The following is a 19,379-nucleotide window of genomic DNA, read 5'->3' as shown; positions in this document are numbered from 1 at the left end:
GAAGACCGGCGAAGCCATCAAGGACGCGGACGACACCGACACGGTGTCGGTCAAGAAGGGTGAAGTCCCTCAATGCGACATTCACGGCTTTGCGGAGGAGGGGCTGCCGGGCCACGGCTCTGGGGAGGCAGCGACCCGGCAGCATTGGTCCCGCCTGCCGCTGGGGGTCTCCGGCGGCGAAACCTCATCGAGGTTACCCGGGAAGGATCACGTCCGGGCAGCGCTCGGCCCGTCCGGACGGCGACAATGCCCGAACAGGCACGATTCAAACCCCCCGTAATCGGTACAAAAACCCCAAAGCGGCGCCGGGCACCCCGAACGCCACATTGGGTGCGTCAGATGCACCCAACGCCACATTGGGTGCGTCAGATGCACCCAACGCCACATTGGGGCGCTCAGGCGCTCAGCCGCTCAGGACTGCTCCGCCGCGACCGCCGCCCGGGCCGCGACCGCGCGGTCGGCGTACGCGCCGACCAGCTGTTCCTCCGCGTCTTCCAGGTACTTCATCAGCAGCTGCTCCGCGCCCGGGCCGTCGCCGGCCTCGATGCTGTCGAGGATCTCGTGGTTGCGCGGCAGGTAGCGCTCGTGGAAGCGGCGCGGCTCGGCCATGATGTGGAACACCAGCCGCAGCTCGGCGGTCAGCCTGCCGACCAGCTCGTTGACGCGCTCGCTGCCCGACAGCGCGGCCAGCTCCTGGTGGAACCAGACGTTCGCGGTGCCGAGGTCCTTCCAGTTGCCGGTGCGGGCGGCCTCGTCCCCGATGTCGACCTTCTCCTTGATCCGCGGGAAGGACGCGGGCTTCGCCGTCACCCCGCGGACCGCCGCGCACTCGATGATCTTGCGGACGCGGTAGATGTCGACGACGTCCTCGACGCTCGGGATGCGGACGAAGACCCCGCGGTTGAGCTCGTGGGCGAGCAGCCGTTCGTGCGTGAGCAGCCGGAACGCCTCGCGGAGCGTGTTGCGCGAGACGCCGAGGGCGTTGCCGATGTCCTGTTCCGAGAGCCGGCCGCCGGGGAGGAAGTAGCCCTCCGCGATGCGCTTGCGGAGGACACCGGCGACGCGCTCGGCCGTGCTCTTGCGGCTGACCAGGCCACGGTCGGCCGCCAGGTCCGGGACTCCCGGGACTCCATTGTCTTCGATGACCACGTGAACGATGGTACCCACCACTCAGGTGACGATCCAATTGCCATCTTGTGGAATTGTTCAACAATCTCTACCGTGTGAGGCGCACCACGATGAGAGACACTGGCCAGGAGGTGCCCATGACTGCCACAACCGCTACCGAGGCCCGCCCGTTCGACTGGTTCCGCACGCTCGGCAAACGCGGCCGCCGCGCCTTCGTGGGCGCGTTCGGCGGCTACGGCCTGGACTCGTTCGACTACCAGACCCTGCCGCTCGGCCTGGCCGCGATCACCGCGTACTTCGGCATTTCGAGCGGTGAAGCCGGCCTGCTCGGCACGACGACGCTGGTCGTCTCGGCCGTCGGCGGGGTGGGGGCCGGCATGCTGGCCGACCGGATCGGCCGCGTCCGCACGCTCCAGATCACCATCGCGATGTACACGATCTTCACGGTGCTCTGCGGGTTCGCGCCGAACTTCGAGACGCTGCTGATCTTCCGCGCCCTGCAGGGCCTGGGCTTCGGCGGCGAGTGGGCGGCGGGCGCGGCGCTGGTCGCCGAGTACTCGCAGGCCCGCTACCGCGGCCGGACCGTGGCGTTCGTGCAGAGCGCGTGGGCGGTCGGCTGGGGCCTTTCCGTCGTCGTCTACACCGTCGTGTTCAGCTTCGCGAGCGACGACGTGGCCTGGCGCATCATGTTCTGGACCGGCGTCATCCCGGCCCTGTTCGTGCTCTGGATCCGCCGCAGCGTCAAGGACGCTCCGCGCGCGGAGGAACGCCGGCTCGCCGCACCCGTCAAGGGCACGCTGACGCAGATCTTCAAGGGCGACCTCCTGCGCACGACGTTCTTCGCCGCGCTGCTGGCCACCGGCGTCCAGGGCGGGTACTACACGATCTCGACGTGGCTGCCGTCCTACCTGAAGAAGACGCGCGAGCTGACCGTGATCGGCACCGGCGGCTACCTCGCGTTCCTGATCACCGGCGCCTTCGTCGGGTATGTCTGCGGCGGCTACCTGACGGACCTGCTGGGGCGCAAGAAGACCTTCCTGACGTTCGCGTTGCTCTCGGCCGCGCTGATCGTCGCGTACACGCAGATCCCCAAGGGCGCCAACGGGCTCGTGCTGGTGCTCGGCTTCCCGCTCGGCTTCTCGATGTCCGCGATCTTCAGCGGCTTCGGCGCGTTCCTCGCCGAGCTGTACCCGACGGCGCTGCGCGGGACCGGGCAAGGCTTCACCTACAACTTCGGCCGCGCGGTCGGCGCGATCTTCCCGACTGTGGTCGGTTTCATGGGCGCGGGCGGCGCGATCGTGTTCGGCGCGCTCGGCTACGGCATCGCCGTGCTCGCGCTCCTCGGCCTGCCCGAGACCCGGGGCATCGAACTCGTTGATTGAGGGGGAACTCATGACGACCTTTGACGAACCCGCGACGTTCACCCCCGCGCAAGCCCGCGAGGTGTTCCGCCGCGGCTCCGCCCACCCCACCACGGGCTGGGCCAACGGCTTCACCCAGACCAACCTGATCGCCGTGCCCGAGGACTGGGCCTACGACGTCCTGCTGTTCTGCACCCGCAACCCGCAGCCGTGCCCGCTGCTCGACGTCACCGACCCCGGTGACCCGGGCACCCGCCTCGCCGAGGACGCGGACCTGCGCACCGACCTGCCGCGCTACCGGATCTGGCAGAACGGCGTGCTGGCCGGCGAAGTGTCGGACGCGACCGGGCTGTGGCGCAGCGACATGGTCGCCTTCTCCATCGGCTGCAGCTTCACGTTCGAGACGGCGCTCGCCGCCGAGGGTGTCCCGCTGCGGCACGTCGACCAGGGTCGCAACGTCGCGATGTACGTGACGAACCGGCAGTGCGAGCCCGCCGGGCGGTTGTTCGGCCCGATGGTGGTGTCGATGCGGCAGATCCCGGAGGACCGCGTCGACGACGCCATCCGGATCACCCGGACGATGCCGGCCGTGCACGGCGCCCCCGTGCACATCGGCGATCCGCGCGCGCTGGGCATCGAAGACCTTTCCCGGCCGGACTTCGGCGATCCGGTGGACGCGGAACCGGGTGACGTCCCGGTGTTCTGGGCCTGCGGGGTCACGCCGCAGGCGGCGCTGATGGCTTCGCGGCCCCCGTTCGCGATCACGCACGCGCCGGGGTACATGTTCATCACGGACCGGCACGACAGCGAATACCGGGTGGGCTGAGATGGATCTGAACAGTGACCTCGGCGAGGGCTTCGGCGCCTGGAAGATGGGCGACGACGAAGCCATGCTCGACATCGTGACCAGCGCGAACGTCGCGTGCGGCTTCCACGCCGGCGACCCGTCGGTGATGCGGCGGGTGTGTGAACTGGCGGCGGAGCGCGGTGTCGCGATCGGCGCGCACGTCGGTTACCGCGACCTGGCCGGGTTCGGCAGGCGCGCGCTCGACGTCGCGCCGGCCGACCTGGCGAACGACGTGCTCTACCAGATCGGCGCGCTCGACGCGTTCGCCCGCGCGGCGGGCAGCCACGTGACCTACGTGAAGCCGCACGGCGCGTTGTACAACACCGCGGCGGCCGATCCGGAGCAGGCGGCGGCGATCGTCGACGGCCTGCGCCGGTACGACCCCGCGCTCGCGCTGCTCTGCCTGCCGGACTCGGAAATGCGGCGGGAGGCGGAAAAAGCCGGCGTGGTGGCCTACGCGGAGGCGTTCGCCGACCGGGCCTACACCGCGGAAGGCAGGCTCGTGTCGCGCAAGCAGCCGGGCGCGGTCCTGGACGACGCTTCCGCCGTGGCCGAGCGGGCGGTGGCGATGGCGACCGGTGGCGGAGTCGTGACGGCGGACGGCGGCAAGCTCGACCTGCGCCCGGACTCCCTGTGCGTGCACGGGGACACGCCGGGCGCGGTCGAACTCGCCCGCCGGATCCGCGACGGCCTGGCCGCCGCGGACGTCACGCTCGCCGCGTTCACCGGATGACCGTCCGGTTGCTGCCGTGCGGGCGGCGCGCGGTGCTGGTGGAGACCGGCGACGTGCTGGGCTTCCAGGCGGCGTTGACGCAGGCGCCGCCGGACGGGGTGGTCGAGCTGGTCCCGGCGGCCAGGACGCTGCTGGTCCGCTTCGACCCGACGGTGACGGACGTGGACCGCCTGGGTGCCCTGCTGCGTCAGGTGTCCCCTGTGGACAGTCGAGCGACCGAAGCGCGCGAGGTGGTGATCCCGGTGGTGTACGACGGCGCGGACCTGGCCGACGTCGCGGCGGACACGGGACTGACCGTGGCCGAGGTGGTGGCGCGCCACAGCACGGGTTCGTACGTCTCGGCGTTCTGCGGGTTCGCGCCGGGGTTCGCCTACCTGTCGGGCTCGGACCCGGTCCTGCACGTGTCCCGCCGTTCCTCGCCGCGCACCCGCATCCCGCCCGGCTCGGTGGCGATCGCCGGCGAGTACACCGCGGTGTACCCGAGCGCGTCCCCCGGCGGCTGGCGGCTGCTCGGGCGGACGGACGTGCCGGTGTGGGACGTCGAACGCGACCCGCCGAACCTGCTGCCGCCGGGCACCCGGGTCCGCTTCGCGGCGGTGGCGCCGTGAAGCTCGAAGTCGTCCGGCCGGGGTTCGCGGCGACCGTGCAGGACCTCGGCCGTCCGGGGCACGCGGCGCTCGGCGTCGGCCGGTCCGGCGCCGCGGACCGGACGTCGCTGCGGCTGGCCAACCGGCTGGTCGGGAACGAACCGGGCGCCGCCGCGCTGGAGGTCACCCTCGGCGGGCTGGTGCTGCGTGCCTCGGGGCTCACCACGGTGGCGGTCACCGGCGCCGGTTGTCCGGTCACGGCGGGCGGCCGGGCCGCGGGCCCGAATGCGCCGATCACCCTGCGGGCGGGCGAAGAACTCGCGTTGGGCACGGCGTCCACCGGGTTGCGCTGCTACGTCGCGGTGCGCGGCGGAATCGACGTGCCGCCGGTGCTCGGCTCGCGGGCGACCGACACGCTCGGAAAGCTGGGGCCGCCGCCGCTCGCCGGCGGCATGCTGCTGCCGGTGGGCTCCCCCGGCGGCTTTCCGGTGGTGGACCTCGCGCCGCGCGCGGCCTTGCCGGACGCGCCGGTCCTGCGGGTGACGCCGGGACCGCGTCGCGACTGGTTCGCGGCACCGGACCGGCTGCTGTCCACTGTGTACACGGTGTCGCCGGACTCGGACCGCGTCGGCATCCGGCTCACCGGACCACCGCTGGAGCGGCTCCGGCACGACGAACTGCCGTCCGAGGCGTGCGTGCCCGGATCGCTGCAGGTGCCGCCGTCGGGCCGGCCGATCCTGTTCCACGCGGACTCCCCGACGACCGGCGGCTACCCGGTGATCGCCGTCGTGGAGGAAGACGATCTCGACCTCGCGGCCCAGCTACGCCCCGGTCAGACCGTGCGCTTTCGTCCCGCGTCGTGAGCGGCAGGCCGCTACGGCTTGCCGCTCACGACCACCAGCCAGGCGACGTTCGTGACCACGATCGCGAGCCACAACGGCCACGAGCGTCCGCGCCGCAGCGCGGTCCGCAGTGGTCCCGGCTCGGCCAGGCGCTCGGCGAGGCAGGCGTCGAAGGCCTCCGCGACCTGGTCGTCGATCTCGTCGCGCAGCCGCGCGTCCAGCTCAGACATGCGCCGGGACCGCGGGGCGCGAGGCCGCGACGGACAGGCACGCCAGCGCCAACGGCACCTCCAGACCGGCCATGAGCAGCGAAAACACGACGTCGTCGCCCGCCGTCACGACGTCGAACCAGGCGTCGGTCAGCAGCAGTGTCGCCGTGCCGATCGCGGCGAACGGCGTCCGCGGGTCGCCGCGCCCGAGCAGCCAGGCCGTGGCCAGCAGGCCGATCGCCTCCGCCGCGTCCAAGCCCGTCCAGGCCAGCCGCCAGTGCTGTGCCGCGTAAACGTCCGGCAGTGTCATCCCCAGTACCGCGATCCACGGCAGCAGGCACAACCCCGCCGCCCAGAAGACCTTGCGCATCGAAACCCCCGAAGTCTCGTAACCCCTCGAAACCAAGGTAGCCGATTGCAGAGGTTTTTTGCAAACAGTCTCTGTAGTAGGCTGCGGGCATGGTCGAACGTCCTCCGAAGCGCGTGCTCACCGGCGCGGATCTCAAGGCCTTCTCCAAGGCCCTCGCCAACCCGGTGCGCCGCGACATCCTGTCCTACCTGGGCAAACACGGCGAGGCGAACTCGACGAGCGTCGCGAAGGCCCTCGGCGAGAGCACCGGGACGACCAGCTACCACCTCCGCAAGCTCGCCAATCTGGAGCTGATCGAAGAGATCGAAGACCGCGGAGACGGCCGCGAGCGCTGGTGGAAGTCGCGGCCGAAGGACATCTACACCCCGCCCGGCCTCGAACTGACGCCGGACGAGCGCGAAGCGATGCTCAAGCTCGGCGCGTTCAAGCTGAGTCACGACCTGGGCCTGGTCACGCGGGCGTACGTGGGCTACGACAGCTCGGGAGGCTGGAACCAGATCTACCGCGGCGGCCTGCACCTGACGAAAGAACAGATCACATCGTTCGTCGAGGAGTACCAGAACCTGGTGTGGAAGTACGTCACCGAGCCGGGAAAGCACCCGGAAGGCTCGCGCGCAATGGCCGTCCGGCTCATCGTGGTGCCGGAAGAAGACCACGAAGAGTCCACAGAGGACTAGTTACTAGAAACCCGCAGCGCGAGCCGCGGCTAGACAGTAGTCACGCAACTACGTTTAGTGCGTCTGTAATCCCTCGGCTGTATCAGTACTCCACCGAACCCCATAGGCGAAACCTGGCACGAGGTGCCTAAACCGGACATGTACCTCGCCGGCATCGTCGGTCCTGAGCACGTCGCCGCGCGGTGCGCGGTCACGCGCGTCAGCCTGGAACGCTTTTTCCAGCCGCACGATCTGGTCTGGTACGCGTTCACCGAACCGGATGTGCAGATCAAACAGATCGCATGGGTGCCGCGGCACGCAAACGTAGTGCGGCTCGCGCATGGTCGCCCGGAACCGGAGGCCGATCTCATGCCGCTCGCCGCGGCGCAACGGTTTCGGCAGGCGCAAGGACAAGCCGACCCGGTCGCTCGACTCCATCTCGCGACTAGCCAGCAAACCTCCATGGAACACATCCACCTCGAGATCGGATTCGCGCACCGATTCCCCGAATTCGCCGCTCACGTTCAGCGTCAACGCCAGATCAAGTTCGACGATTTCGCTCGCATCGACGACCACTCGACGGAATTCGAACGCCTCCGCCACCGGCTGGTCGAGCGCCAGCGTGACGCGCAGTTCTTCGGTGTGCCAGCTGCGGCTCGGATAGCGCGGCCCCGACTCGGGTTCGGCTGCCGCGATGGCCAGTGCGGCGACCTGTTCGATTCCCTCGTCGATCCGGCGGCGCACAGTCCGGTCGTCGCGGTCCAGCGTGATCGCCGCCCAGTGCACCCGTTCCTGGTAGAATGGCTTGCGCGCCCGCTCATCCAATGCGAACGCAGCGAGCAGAGCGATCTTCAGATCGTCCGGCAACGACTCGACCAGTGGCCGCAACTTGTCGACAAGTTTACGCCGCATCGCCACAGTGTCGTCATCTTCCAAAATGCCACATGCGGTACGCAAAACGGGACCCACCCGATCCCCGAGCGGAGTACCAAAAACTGCTCTTCCTTTGCGCAGGACCTTCAACTCGTCGACCATTTCAGCAACACTGAGGGCAATCATTCATAGCCCCCAATACATTACCTGAGAGGCGACCGAGAGACCGGCCGTACGGAAGCTTGTCCCGCTGGAATTTCTCATCGGAATAAACAAAGGCTTCCGCACGGCCGTTGTTCAGACGATCCAACGAGGCTGGCACCTGCCGAGCCGACGTGCAACTTGACTCGCGAGCACGCAGCTACCGCCGGACGCAGCGAGTGCCGCCTCGAGCGTATAGCCACGAGTGATCAAGAACCCTGTGAAGCCCTGGATCGCGATGACGATGATGATCGTCCGTCGTGACAGACCCTCAGGTTCTGACGAATCAAGATCTGGAGTGCAGGATTTCTTCCCGCGAGGTGGTAACACTACGTCACGATCCCTTCCACTCTGCGACCCAGGCGTTGTCCAACAAGTGCGATCGGAGTTGCAGCTCCGACCACGTGGACGTGATAATTCTTACGCGAAGCACGCGCAAAAGGGAAGTTTGACTACACAGAGTAGTACAGTGGTGACAGATTCGAGGGGGTCGCCAGCTGCAACTGGAGACCCCCTCCGCGAGACCGCCTGGGTCAACAGACAGATCGCAGAGACAAGACTTACGGCACCGTTACCGGTCTCGCAGCTATCGGACAGTTGCTGACCAGGATCTGTCCAATATTTGTCCAGTCTTGGATGGGTCGTTGCCGCCTACCGACCCAGCTGTCGCCAACGCCCTGGTGAGCGCCTTGAGCTCGATCGATGCGACGTTCGAACCAGATCGCCAATGTACCGGTGGATAAGTTGCATACCAGAGCCCGTCTCATTGGCAGCAAAAGGCGATTAGGTTAATTTCGACGAAAGGCTCGAAATTAACGATATCAAATATTCGGATAGCGAGGAAAACTTCACAGAGTTACCGGAAACCCGACACCCGCAGCGTGATGTTCAGCCGCCCGGCCAGGCCCAGCGCCGGATCCGCCGTGCCCGGCAACGTCTTCGGCACGCCGTGGTAGGCGAGCCGGGACGGGCCGCCGAACACGAACAAGTCGCCTGAGCGGAGTTCGACGTCGGTGTACGGCCGGCCGCGGGTTTCGGTGTTGCCGAAGCGGAACACGCACGCGTCGCCGAGGCTGAGCGACACCACCGGCGCCAGGCTGCGTTCGTCCTTGTCCTGGTGCAGCCCCATCTTCGCGGTGGCGTCGTAGAAGTTGACCAGCGCGATGTCCGGCGCGTAGGCGTCGGCCGGTTCGCCATACGCGTCCGCCAGCGCGCGGCGGCCGAGGTCGCCGAGCCAGTCCGGGAACGGCAGCACCGGCGTGCCGTCGCCGGTCGTGCGCGAGTAGCCGTACGGGTACCAGTGCCAGCCGAGGCAGACGGACTTCACCGACATCACGCCGCCGTTGGGCAGCCGGGTGTGGCGGTAGCCGGACCAGCCGCGGCAGGCGGTGACGAGCTCGCGCTGCTCTTCGAATCCGAGCCAGCCGGGCACGTGCACGGCGCCGGGCGCGATCTCGGCGCGCGGGCGGGGCAGGAGGGCGTCCATCACCTTGATTGTGCCGGAGACTCCCGTCGCACACGCTCGGTGATCATCGACCGGAGCACCCGGTGAGCGCGGAACGTGGCCCCGACGGTGCCGAACGGCCGCAGGAGGCGTCCCAACGGACCAACGGAACGCTCCTGCGGCCGGTTCCCCTCGCCATGGGCCACCACGAGCTAGACATTCCCACACCTGAATGTCACATGCCAGGGTGGATCAGCTACGAACGGGTCACTTGACCACACCGACGCGGATCAGTCACCGAACGTCACGACCGTGACGCCCGCCCGCGGCGGAACGGGGTCGTTCATCTCGGCCAGCGCGGCCGGCACCTCGTCGAGTCCGATCCGCCGCCCGATCAGCGCGGCGAGGTCGATCCCGGCCGTCTCGACGACGCGCAGGAGCTCCGGGTATTCGTGGGCGGCCAGCCCGTGGATCCCGACCAGCTCCAGCTCGCCGCCGATGACCCGGTGCAGGGGGATCGGCGCGATCCCCTGGGCCGGCGGCATCAGCCCGGCCTGCACGTGCCGGCCACGCTTGCGGAGGCTGCCCACCGACGCCGCGCAGGTCGACGGCGAGCCGAGGCAGTCGAGCGAGACGTGCGTGCCGCCGCCCGTCAGCTCCCGCACGTGCGCGGCGACGGCTTCCGGGCCCTCGAACGCCGACGCGTCGACGGTGAGCGCCGCACCCGACTTCTCGGCGAGCGCCAACGCCGGCGGCGAGACGTCGACGGCGACCACCTTCGCGCCCGCCGCGACGGCCAGCAGCACCGCCGAGATCCCGACGCCGCCGCAGCCGTACACCGAAACCCACTGCCCGGCGGTCACCCGGCCCTGCCGCAGCACCGCGCGGAACGCCGTGCCGAACCGGCAGCCGAGGGCGGCGGCTTCGGCGGCGCCGAGCGAGTCCGGCAGCGCGACCAGGTTGGTCTCGGCGTGTTCGATGGCGACGCGCTCGGCGAACGAACCCCAGTGCGTCGCGCCGGGCTGGAACTCGCGGTCGCAGATCTGCTGGTCACCACGGGCGCACTGGGCGCATGTCCCGCAGGCGCAGACGAACGGCACGGTGACGCGCGCGCCGAGCTCCCAGCCGCGCACGCCCGCGCCGAGCGCGACGACCCGGCCGGCGAGCTCGTGCCCGGCGACGTGCGGCAGCTTCACCGCGGTGTCGTGGCCCTGCCACGTGTGCCAGTCGCTGCGGCACACGCCGGTGGCGTCGACCTCGATCACCGCGCCGTCCGGCGCGGCCACGGGCTCCGGCACGTCCCGCACGACGGGCGGGACGCAGAACTCCTCCATCACCACAGCTCGCATGGCGCGACCCTACGCGAGCCCGCTCACCCGAGCGGCACCAAGGAAAATCCGCTCAGTTGAGCGTCTGCGACTGCGCGTGGAAGCGCGCTCTGCCCCTGGGCGGCCCGAGGAGCTTGCTGAGCGAGCCGTCCGGCACGTTCAGGATGTCCTCGAGATTCCGCAAGGCCTCCAACGATTCCGGCCGCTCCGGCCGGCACCGCCCGGACTGCCAGTGGCTGAGGGTGGCCAGGCTGACCGTGGTTCCCCTGCCGCGCAAGCGATAGCGGATCCGATCGAGCCCGAGGCCGCGGGCCCGGATCGCCGCCCGCAGGGCCACCTCGAACGGCCCGGCGGCCAGCAGCTGGCTCAGCTCCGCCTGTTCCCCCCGGTCCATCGTGCGTGTTCGTCGACCGGTCATCACAACGCTCCGAACCACTCCCGATACGAACATTGGAGCGTAGGCGTCGCTCCGCAAGATCGGAAGGGCCCTCACCCACCTGCGAGTGCCGCTCCGGTTCCCGCGAAAGCCACCCGGCTGACGCTGTCAAGAAGAACAAGACTGCACTTCTCGCGAGATCGCGGGCACGCTCTCCAGCGTGACCGAACTCGCCGCTGAACAGGACTACGTGAACGCTCTTTACGCCCGCCTCGACGCGTTGCGGGCGGAGGCGTCCGCCGCGCTCGCCCGTGGGCACGCGACGGACGTGTGGCGGGCGGAGGTGACGCGGCTGGCGGCGGTCGAGGAGGGGCTGTGCTTCGGCCGGCTGGACCTGGCCGACGGCCGGCGTGCCTACATCGGGCGGCTCGGGCTGTTCGAGGACGACGACGAGCCCCTGCTGGTGGACTGGCGCGCGCCGGTCGCCCGGCCCTTCTACACCGCGACCGCCGTCGAGCCGGGAGAGGTCGTGCGCCGGCGGCGGATCACCACGCGCGGCCGGACCGTCGTCGCCCTGGACGACGAACTGCTCGATCCGGACGCTCCCCGGGACGGGCTGGTCGGCGAGGCCGCGCTCCTCGCCGCGGTGACGGCGGAGCGGACCGGGCGCATGCGGGACATCGTCACGACGCTGCAGGCCGAGCAGGACCGGATCATCCGGGACGACGCCCAGGGCGTGCTCGTCGTGCAGGGCGGGCCGGGCACCGGCAAGACGGCCGTCGCCCTGCACCGGGTCGCCTACCTGCTGTACACGCACGAGCACCTGCGGACCCGCGGCGTGCTCGTCATCGGTCCCAGCCGGGTGTTCCTCGACTACATCGGCCAGGTGCTCCCCGGCCTCGGTGAGAACCGGGTGGTGACGGCGACCGTGCCCGACCTCGTCCCCGGCCTCGTCTCTGGCGTCGTGAGCGCCGAGGATTCGCCCGAAGAAGCCGTCCGCAAGGGCCGGGCGGACATGGCGGCCCGGCTGGCCGGGCTGGTGCGGGCCACGGTCCGGGTCCCCGAGGAGCCGGTGGACGTCGAGTTCGAGCAGCAGGTGCTGCGGCTGGATCCGTCGGCGGTGCGCTGGGCCGTGCGGAAGGCCAGGGAGACCGGGCTGCCGCACAACCCGGCGCGGCTGGTGTTCCACCGGGAGGTCGTGGACACCCTGGCCAGGGAGCTGGCCGGCCGGCTGGAGGCGGTCGTGTTCACCGAGACCGGCGAGGCGCTCGACGGCGGGAGTGCCGACGGCCGGCTCGGCGAGGCCGAACTGCGTGCGCTGGCCGCGGCGGGTGTGGTGCTCGGGCCGGAGGACGACGGCCCGCGGGTCCTGCTGGACGACGTGGACCGGGAGGCGATGCGGACGGCACTGCTCGCCGACCCCGGTGTCCAGGACGTCCTCGACGAGCTGTGGCCGCCGCTGACTCCGGCGGAGGTGGTCGAGGGCCCGTGGAGTGCCGCGGACATCCCGTTGCTGGACGAGGTCGCCGCGCTGGTCGGCGAGAGCGTGCCGGTGTTCGGGCACGTCGTGGTCGACGAGGCGCAGGAGCTGTCCGAAATGGACTGGCGGATGCTGGCCCGCCGCTGCCCCGCCAGGTCGATGACCATCGTGGGGGACCTGGCCCAGACCGGGAGCGCGGCGGGCGCGGCGTCGTGGGAGCGGGTGCCGCGGCCGCACCGGCTCGCGGAGCTGACCGTCAACTACCGCACACCGGCGGAGATCATGACGGTCGCGGCGGAGCTGCTCGCCACGCACCACCCGGCGTTGCGGCCGCCGCGCTCGGTGCGGGCGAGCGGCGAAACGCCGTGGCGCCTGCCGGCCGCGGACGTGCCGGGCGCGCTCGCTTCGCTGGTCGACGCGCACACCGAGGGACAGCTGGCGATCATCGCGCCGGAGGTCGGCGAGCTGGCGGCCGCGCTGTCGCTGCCGGCACCGCCGGAGCTGACGGGCAAGGTCGTGCTGCTGACCCCGGCCGAGGCGAAGGGCCTGGAGTTCGACGCGGTCGTGATCGCCGACCCCGCGGCCATCCTCGCGGCCGGCCCCCACGGGCCCAACGATCTCTACGTGGCCATGACGCGGGCCACTCGACGGCTGGGCGTGGTGCATCCCGGGCCGGTGCCGCCGGAGCTGAGTTCGCTGGCTCCGATTTCATGACCGAGGACGTCAGGGGCTCGGCAAAGTCTCATGGCGAGGGTGGCTGCGAGAGGTTTCAGCTGCTCGCCCTCCGTTGACCGCTTGCGCGGCAGAGGAATCCATAACTACCCGGCCTTCAGCGCAGGGTGACCGAGAGCGCCTGCGCGATCTCCTTGCCGATGGCGTGCGTGGCCGCGTCGGGCGGCGATCCGACCTTCACCACCATCGGTCCCCCGAACGGCTGACGCTCCACCACCTCGATGCGTTCGCCCAGGTTGATGGCGTGTTCCGTCAGGTAGCGCAGCAGCTCCGGATCGGTGTCCCAGACCCGGACGATCTCGCCGACCGCCCCCGGCGGGAGGTCGTCGAGGATGCGCACCGGCAGTTCCTCGACGCTGCCGTCGGGCGCCGGGATCGGGTCGCCGTGGGGGTCGCGGACCGGGTTGCCGAGCTTCGCCGCGATGCGCTCGATCAGCCGGTCCGACACCGCGTGCTCGAGCGCGTCCGCCTCCGCGTGGACCTCGTCCCAGGTGTAGCCGAGCTCGGAGACCAGGTACGTCTCGATCAGCCGGTGCCGCCGCAGCACCGACCGCGCGAGCAGCCTGCCGTCGGCGGTGAGCTCGATCCCGCGGTACGGCACGTGCGTGACCAGGCCGAGCTGGGACAGCTTCGTGACCATCCCCGACGCCGAGGACGGGCTGACCTCCAGCCGGCCGGCGAGCGAGGTGTTGGTGACCGCCTCACCCCGTTCGACCAGGCCGTAGATCACCCGGACGTAGTCCTCGACGGACGAGGACCTCCGGACCGAACCGTCTCCCATACCGCATACGATACGGGGCGGTGTTCTTTCTCGTGAAAGTTCACGTTCGCCAGCGGTAACGGATCCAGCCGGGGACGGGTTCGGCGCCGAGCTGGGTGTAGAACGCCTCCGCCTTCTCGTTGCCCGCCTGCATGTCCCATTCGACGCGTCCGGTGGTGCGGTTGCGCAGCTCGTCGAGCAACTCGCGGCCGAGCCCGTGGCGGCGGTACGCGGGCCGGACGAACAGGTCGTCCAGCCAGATCCCCGGCCGCGCCTCCCAGGTGGAGAAGTTCCAGCTGCAGAAGGCGAAGCCGGCCACCGCGGCGGGCTCGCCGGGCGGGGTCGCGATGAGCACCCACGCCTTCGGGTCCGGCCCGAACAGGTGCCCGCTCATCTCGGCGCGGTCCAGCTTGAGGTCGTGGTTCTCCTCGTAGACGGCGTGCTCCTCGATGAGCGCGCAGATCTCTTCGATGTCTTCGAAGACGGCGTCGCGGACGGGCATCTCGCCTCCCGTTTCTGTCGGTGGTGGTCGTTACGGTCGGGGACGAGGAGGTGCTGCCATGTCACCCGAGGAGCGGTTCGAAGCCCTGGTCGACGAGTTCACCGCGCGGCCGGGCATCACACCACCCGGCGCGACCGGCGGCTTCGGGCGCACCGCCGTGCGCGTGAACGGCCGGATCTTCGCCATGTTCGTCCGGGGGCAGCTGGTGCTGAAGCTGCCGAAACCGAGGGTGGACGAGCTGGTGGACGCCGGGCACGGGGTGCGCTTCGACGCCAACAAGGGCACCCCGATGAAGGAGTGGCTGGCGCTGGACGCGGGGTCGGCCGAGCCCTGGGCCGGGCTGGCGGAGGAAGCACTCGAGTTCGTGGCGGCCGCCCCGCCGTCGCGGTCCCGCGGCGGGAGGCGGTGATGCCTCACGACGGCGCCTCGTAACGCAGTTCGCCGCCGACAGCGGTGCCTCGCACGCGCAGGTCGTCCAAAGCGGACTCCTCCAGCGGCGATCCCGACAGCACGGCGAAGTCGGCGAGCTTCCCGGGCTCCAGCGTGCCCAGGTCCCGCTCCGCGAAGGTCGCGTAGGCGGAGCCATACGTGTACGCGCGCAACGCCTGCTCCGGCGTCAGCGCCTCTTCGGGCGCGAAGGGCGCGCCAGACGCCGTACGCCGACGCACCATGTCGGCCAGCGCGAGCAGCGGAGCGCCGTTCACCACCGGGCGGTCCGAGGACGCGGGAAGCACGCAACCCGCGTCGAGGACGCTTCGCAGCCGGTAGCACCAGGGGACGCGGGGCTCGCCGAGCGCGGCGCGCATGCCGTCGCCGAGTTCGTTGACGAACCGTCCCTGCGGCGAAGGGATCAACCCGAGCGAAGCGAGCCGAGTCAGCTCCGCGGGTTGAAGCACCGCGCAGTGCTCGATGCGGTGCCGGTGGTCCGTGCGCGGCGAAGCGGCCAACGCGGCTTCGTACGCGTCGAGGACGACCGTGATCGCGCGGTCACCGATCGCGTGCGTCGCGATCTGCCAGCCCGCGTCGTGCGCGCGCCGGATCGTGCGGGCGATCTCGTCCTCGGGCACCTGGAAGTAGCCGCGGTTGTCCGGTTCTCCGTCGAAGGGTTCGTGCATCGCGCAGGTCCGGCCGACCAGCGAGCCGTCGGCGAACAGCTTCATCGGCCCGACGCGCAGCCACTCGTCGCCGAGGCCGGTGCGCAGGCCGAGGTCGAGGCCGAACCCGGCGCCGTCCGGCAGGTCGTGCAGCACGCTCGCGGCGACCATCACCGTGCTGCGCACGCGCAGCACCCCGCGGTCACGCGCCAGTTGGTAGGCGGCCAGCTCCGCGGGCGTCTCGCCGACCAGCCCGCCACCGATGCCGGCCTCCTGGACGCTGGTGATGCCCTCGGCCAGGTACTGCTCGGACGCCCGGCCGAGGCCGCGCACGACGCGCTCCACCGGCGTCGGGTAGGTCAGCGGCCGCAGCAGCAGCTGGGCCTGCTCGCGCAGCAGCCCCGTCGGCGAGCCGCCGGAGAGCACGACATCGCCGCCGACCGGCACGTTTTCCAGGTCGAGCCGGTCGAGGACCGCCGAGTTGACCACGGTCATGTGCCCGGACGTGTGCTTGAGCCGCACGAGCATCCCCGGCGCGGCCCGGTCGAGCCCGTGGCGGTCGGGGTGCCCGCCGGCCAGCTTGTTCTGGTCGTACCCGCTCCCGACCACCCAGCTGCCTTCGGGGAGCGTCGCGGCCCGCGCGGCGACCGCGTCGTAGACCTCCTCGACGCTCCGGCAGCCACCCAGCGGGACGTCGTCCAGGCCCATCCCGAACCACGCCATGTGGTTGTGCGCGTCGTGGAAGCCGGGCACGACGAAGCCGCCGCCGAGGTCGACGCGGGCCCGCGCGGACAACGCGAGAGCGTCGTCCCCCAGCGCGACGACCCGGCCGTGCAGCACGGCGAGTGCGCTGGTGACGCCCGTTCCCGTCCACACCGTGGCGTTTTCGTAGACCGTGTCGACCCGCATCCTCCCGAGACTATCGATCGATCGATCGAACGTCTAGCATCGGCGGCATGCCCACCGTGGACTTCGCCGTCGAGGACGGCATCGCGCAGATCCGGCTCAACCGGCCCGAGCGGCTCAACGCGGTCGCCGCCGTCCTGGTCGACGACTTCCTCGCGGCGCTCGACGCGGCCGCCCGCAGCGACGCGCGCGTCGTCGTGCTGTCCGGCAACGGGCGGGCCTTCTGCGCCGGGCACGACCTCAAGGAACCCACCCCCGAGGGGGATTCGCGAGCGCGGCTGGACCGGCTCCAGGACGTCACGCGACGGCTGCGGGCACTGCGGCAGCCGGTGATCGCGGCGGTGCACGGCTACGCGATCGGCGCCGGCGCGGAGTTCGCGCTGGGCTGCGACCTGATCCTGGCCGCCGAGGACGCCGTGTTCGCGTTCCCCGAGGTCTCGCTGGGGCTCAGCGTCACCGGCGCGGCGTCGCGGCTGCTCCCGCTGCTCGTCGGTCCGCTCAAGGCGAAGGAACTCCTGCTGCTGGGCGAGCGCTTCGACGGCCGGAAGGCCGCCGAGCTGGGCATGGTCAACGCGGCCGTCCCCGCCGAGCGGCTGCGAGCCGAAGCGCTGAGCTGGGCCAAGCGGATCGCGGAGCACCCGCCGGCCGCCGCGGCGATGGCGAAGCGCGTTCTCGACGCGAGCACGGACCTCGAGCCGGCCCTCGAACTCGAGGTCAGCCACGCCCTGATCACCGAGCACTCGGCCGCGGTCGCCGCGTCCACCGAAGCCTTCCGGAGCCGGACGTGACACCCCTCGCCGAGATCGGGACCCTCGCCCAGCTCGTCACGCGGGCCGCCGCGCTGTGGCCCGGGCGCACGGCCTGGGTGTTCGATCACCTGGAGCAGACGTTCACGTTCGCCGAGGTCGATCGCGAAAGCTCACGAATCGCCGCGGCGCTGGCCGAACGCGGCATCGGCCCCGGCGACCGGGTCGCCGTGATGTTGCGGAACGTGCCCGCGTTCCCGCTCACCTGGCTGGCGCTGGCGAAGATCGGCGCGCAGCTGGTGCCGGTCAACACGAACTACCAGGAGTTCGACGGCGCCCACGTGCTCCGGCACTCCGGCGCGAAACTGGTCGTCGCCGCCGCGGAGTTCACGGACCTGCTCGGCCGGATCGGGGTGACCGAGGTCGTCACCCCGGACGAACTCCGCACCGACGCCGAACCACCGGAATTCACCCCGGTGCCCGAACTACCGGTCAACATCCAGTACACCTCCGGCACCACCGGCGCGCCGAAGGGCTGCGTGCTGCCGAACCGGTACTGGACCACCCTGTCCGTGAGCCTGGCCACCGACTTCCCCGCCGTCGGCGCGGACGACGTGATCCTGACCGCCCAGCCGTTCCACTACATCGATCCACAGTGGAACGTCGCACTGGGACTCGCCGGTGGCGCCACCCTCGTGGTCCTCGACCGCTTCCACCCGAGCACGTTCTGGGCGAAGGTCCGCGAGCACGGCGTCACGTGGTTCTACTGCCTGGGCCTGATGCCGACGCTGCTGCTGCGGCAGGAGCCGTCGGCCGCCGACCGCGACCACCGCGTCCGCGCGATCTGCGCCTCCGCGATCCCGCACGAGCTGCACGCCGAGCTGGAACGACGCTGGGGCGTCCCGTGGTACGAGGCGTTCGGGATGACCGAGACCGGCGGCGACATCCGGATGAGCGTCGCCGACCACGACGAGACCGTCGGCACCGGCTGCCTCGGCCGACCGAGCCGCGACCGCGAGGTGCTGATCGCCGATGCCGGCGGAAAGCCGTTGCCACGCGGGGAAACCGGCGAACTGCTGATCCGCGGGGTCGGCCTGATGCACGGCTACCACGACGATCCCGAAGCGACGGCGAAGGCGTTCGAGAACGGCTGGTTCCACACCGGCGACCTCGCGCGGATGGACGACGCCGGCCGGGTGTACTACGTCGGCCGCACGAAGGACATGATCCGCCGCAGCGGCGAGAACGTCTCCGCCGACGAGGTCGAACGCGCACTGCTGCTGCACCCGGGGGTCCGGCTGGCCGCCGTCGTCGCCGTGCCCGACGAACTGCGCGGTGAGGAGATCAAGGCGTACGTCGTGTGCGACGGCGAGCGTCCGGAGCCGGCCGGGCTCGCCGCGTTCTGCGCGGAAAAGCTGGCCTACTTCAAGGTTCCGCGGTTCTGGGCGTTCGCCGACGAGCTGCCCATGACGCCGTCGGAACGGGTCGCCAAGGGCGAGCTGCGCAAGGTCGCCGACCCGCGCGCCGGGTCGTGGGACACCAAGGCGGAAGCGTGGCTGTGAGCAGCCGGGAACGGGTCCGCGCCGCGGCCGTGAAACTGTTCGCCACCAAGGGCTTTCACGGCACCGGGATCCGGGATCTGGCCCAGGAGGCGGAACTCTCCTCGGCGAGCCTGTACCACTACATGGGCACCAAGGAGGATCTGCTCGCGGAAATCATGCGGACCGCGCTGAACCGCCTCCTCCACGCCGCCCGCGAAGCGACCGCCGCCAGCCCTGGCCCGGTGCACCGGCTGCGCACGCTGGTCGCGCTGCACGTGCTCGCGCACGCCGTCGGCCCGGCGGAAACCCGGGTGGTGGACAACGAAGTCGACGTGCTGTCCCCGGCCGCGCGCGAGCCGGTCGTGGCCCTGCGCGACGCCTACGAACGGCTGTGGGCCGCGGCCATCGACGACGGCGTCGCGGCGGGGGTCTTCCACACCGAACACCCGGCGGTGACCCGGCTGGCGCTGCTGGAGATGTGCAGCGGCGTCGCGAGGTGGTATTCCCCACGTGGTCCGCTCGCGCTGGACCAGCTCGCCGAGCACTACGCGGAGCTGGCGTCGAGGGCGCTGGGCTGCGCTTCCCCGCCCGGTGTCCACGACTTGGGCCGCTGCCGGGAAATCGTCGCGAAAGAGTGGGGCATGTCCGGTTAGCGGCGCTTTT

22 protein-coding genes are annotated in these 19,379 nt (G+C 70.7%); 12 read left to right on the top strand and 10 right to left on the bottom strand.

Annotated features, from left to right (window positions below):
• Positions 1–280, top strand: a 280-nt coding sequence (locus tag AB0M82_RS42225) for a hypothetical protein (RefSeq protein WP_364734794.1), incomplete at its 5' end; no start/stop codon positions are given.
• A gap of 131 nt (positions 281–411) precedes the next feature.
• Here the strand turns inward: AB0M82_RS42225 and AB0M82_RS42220 are convergent.
• Entirely contained in the window at positions 412–1,149 is a 738-nt protein-coding gene (locus AB0M82_RS42220; protein WP_364734792.1) for a GntR family transcriptional regulator, read from the bottom strand.
• Positions 1,150–1,265: 116 nt separating this feature from the next.
• Between AB0M82_RS42220 and AB0M82_RS42215 the strand changes: the two genes are divergently transcribed.
• Genes AB0M82_RS42215 through AB0M82_RS42195 form a run of 5 tightly spaced genes read left to right on the top strand, consistent with a single transcriptional unit; the run spans position 1,266 to position 5,519 of the window.
• Positions 1,266–2,510, top strand: a complete 1,245-nt coding sequence (locus AB0M82_RS42215; protein ID WP_364734790.1) for an MFS transporter — start codon at positions 1,266–1,268, stop codon at positions 2,508–2,510.
• 10 nt (positions 2,511–2,520) lie between these two features.
• Complete coding sequence (locus tag AB0M82_RS42210; protein ID WP_364734789.1) at positions 2,521–3,315, top strand: putative hydro-lyase; 795 nt, start codon at positions 2,521–2,523, stop codon at positions 3,313–3,315.
• Between the two features lies 1 nt (position 3,316).
• Positions 3,317–4,069, top strand: a complete 753-nt coding sequence (locus tag AB0M82_RS42205) for a 5-oxoprolinase subunit PxpA (RefSeq protein ID WP_364734787.1) — start codon at positions 3,317–3,319, stop codon at positions 4,067–4,069.
• Positions 4,066–4,677, top strand: a complete 612-nt coding sequence (locus AB0M82_RS42200; protein ID WP_364734785.1) for an allophanate hydrolase subunit 1 — start codon at positions 4,066–4,068, stop codon at positions 4,675–4,677. The genes AB0M82_RS42205 and AB0M82_RS42200 overlap by 4 nt, the downstream gene beginning before the upstream one ends.
• Positions 4,674–5,519 carry a biotin-dependent carboxyltransferase family protein gene (locus AB0M82_RS42195; protein WP_364734783.1) on the top strand — a complete coding sequence of 282 codons (846 nt, stop codon included), beginning with the start codon at positions 4,674–4,676 and terminating at the stop codon, positions 5,517–5,519. Before AB0M82_RS42200 ends, AB0M82_RS42195 begins: the two co-directional genes overlap by 4 nt.
• An 11-nt stretch (positions 5,520–5,530) precedes the next feature.
• Here AB0M82_RS42195 and AB0M82_RS42190 read toward each other — a convergent pair whose 3' ends face one another.
• Positions 5,531–5,728: a hypothetical protein gene (locus AB0M82_RS42190; protein ID WP_364734781.1), complete on the bottom strand. Its 198-nt coding sequence runs from the start codon at positions 5,726–5,728 to the stop codon at positions 5,531–5,533.
• Positions 5,721–6,077, bottom strand: coding sequence for a hypothetical protein (locus AB0M82_RS42185; protein WP_364734780.1), 357 nt, complete (start codon positions 6,075–6,077; stop codon positions 5,721–5,723). The genes AB0M82_RS42190 and AB0M82_RS42185 overlap by 8 nt, the downstream gene beginning before the upstream one ends.
• 89 nt (positions 6,078–6,166) lie before the next feature.
• Here AB0M82_RS42185 and AB0M82_RS42180 point away from each other — a divergent pair, with 89 nt between their 5' ends.
• Positions 6,167–6,754, top strand: a complete 588-nt coding sequence (locus tag AB0M82_RS42180; protein ID WP_364734778.1) for a helix-turn-helix domain-containing protein — start codon at positions 6,167–6,169, stop codon at positions 6,752–6,754.
• Between the two features lie 54 nt (positions 6,755–6,808).
• On the opposite strand, the gene AB0M82_RS42175 is transcribed toward AB0M82_RS42180, so the two are convergent.
• From AB0M82_RS42175 to AB0M82_RS42160, 4 genes are all read right to left on the bottom strand, one after another.
• Complete coding sequence (locus AB0M82_RS42175) at positions 6,809–7,768, bottom strand: hypothetical protein (protein WP_364734776.1); 960 nt, start codon at positions 7,766–7,768, stop codon at positions 6,809–6,811.
• 895 nt (positions 7,769–8,663) lie between these two features.
• On the bottom strand, positions 8,664–9,293 hold the full coding sequence (locus AB0M82_RS42170; RefSeq protein ID WP_364734774.1) for an alpha-ketoglutarate-dependent dioxygenase AlkB: 630 nt from the start codon (positions 9,291–9,293) through the stop codon (positions 8,664–8,666).
• 248 nt (positions 9,294–9,541) lie between these two features.
• Positions 9,542–10,600 (bottom strand): alcohol dehydrogenase catalytic domain-containing protein, encoded by a 1,059-nt coding sequence (locus AB0M82_RS42165; protein ID WP_364734772.1) that lies wholly within the window; start codon positions 10,598–10,600, stop codon positions 9,542–9,544.
• A gap of 52 nt (positions 10,601–10,652) precedes the next feature.
• Positions 10,653–10,997: a transcriptional regulator gene (locus AB0M82_RS42160; protein WP_364734770.1), complete on the bottom strand. Its 345-nt coding sequence runs from the start codon at positions 10,995–10,997 to the stop codon at positions 10,653–10,655.
• Between the two features lie 178 nt (positions 10,998–11,175).
• On the opposite strand from AB0M82_RS42160, the gene AB0M82_RS42155 reads away from it, so the two are divergent.
• Positions 11,176–13,149, top strand: coding sequence for a UvrD-helicase domain-containing protein (locus AB0M82_RS42155; RefSeq protein WP_364734768.1), 1,974 nt, complete (start codon positions 11,176–11,178; stop codon positions 13,147–13,149).
• A 115-nt stretch (positions 13,150–13,264) separates the two neighbouring features.
• Here the strand turns inward: AB0M82_RS42155 and AB0M82_RS42150 are convergent, their stop codons facing one another.
• Both AB0M82_RS42150 and AB0M82_RS42145 read right to left on the bottom strand, forming a co-directional pair.
• On the bottom strand, positions 13,265–13,948 hold the full coding sequence (locus AB0M82_RS42150) for a metal-dependent transcriptional regulator (protein ID WP_364734766.1): 684 nt from the start codon (positions 13,946–13,948) through the stop codon (positions 13,265–13,267).
• Positions 13,949–13,988: 40 nt separating this feature from the next.
• On the bottom strand, positions 13,989–14,429 hold the full coding sequence (locus AB0M82_RS42145) for a GNAT family N-acetyltransferase (RefSeq protein WP_364734764.1): 441 nt from the start codon (positions 14,427–14,429) through the stop codon (positions 13,989–13,991).
• A 58-nt stretch (positions 14,430–14,487) separates the two neighbouring features.
• Between AB0M82_RS42145 and AB0M82_RS42140 the strand changes: the two genes are divergently transcribed.
• A complete protein-coding gene (locus tag AB0M82_RS42140; protein WP_364734762.1) occupies positions 14,488–14,838 on the top strand; it encodes a hypothetical protein in 351 nt (116 codons plus the stop codon).
• A 4-nt stretch (positions 14,839–14,842) separates the two neighbouring features.
• Here the strand turns inward: AB0M82_RS42140 and AB0M82_RS42135 are convergent, their stop codons facing one another.
• On the bottom strand, positions 14,843–16,432 hold the full coding sequence (locus AB0M82_RS42135; RefSeq protein ID WP_364734760.1) for an amidohydrolase: 1,590 nt from the start codon (positions 16,430–16,432) through the stop codon (positions 14,843–14,845).
• Between the two features lie 47 nt (positions 16,433–16,479).
• Here AB0M82_RS42135 and AB0M82_RS42130 point away from each other — a divergent pair, with 47 nt between their 5' ends.
• The 3 genes from AB0M82_RS42130 to AB0M82_RS42120 are packed head-to-tail and all read left to right on the top strand — an operon-like array spanning position 16,480 to position 19,369.
• Complete coding sequence (locus AB0M82_RS42130; protein ID WP_364734758.1) at positions 16,480–17,217, top strand: enoyl-CoA hydratase/isomerase family protein; 738 nt, start codon at positions 16,480–16,482, stop codon at positions 17,215–17,217.
• The gene (locus AB0M82_RS42125) at positions 17,214–18,737 is read left to right on the top strand and encodes an ATP-dependent acyl-CoA ligase (protein ID WP_364734756.1); all 1,524 of its coding nucleotides are present in this window, start codon (positions 17,214–17,216) and stop codon (positions 18,735–18,737) included. Before AB0M82_RS42130 ends, AB0M82_RS42125 begins: the two co-directional genes overlap by 4 nt.
• Entirely contained in the window at positions 18,734–19,369 is a 636-nt protein-coding gene (locus AB0M82_RS42120) for a TetR/AcrR family transcriptional regulator (protein ID WP_364734800.1), read from the top strand. Before AB0M82_RS42125 ends, AB0M82_RS42120 begins: the two co-directional genes overlap by 4 nt.
• Positions 19,370–19,379: the final 10 nt, after the last annotated feature.

Origin of the sequence: Amycolatopsis sp. NPDC051128 (assembly GCF_040682715.1) — a bacterium.
GTDB lineage: Bacteria > Actinomycetota > Actinomycetes > Mycobacteriales > Pseudonocardiaceae > Amycolatopsis.
This window is presented reverse-complemented; position numbering and strand designations above follow the sequence as displayed.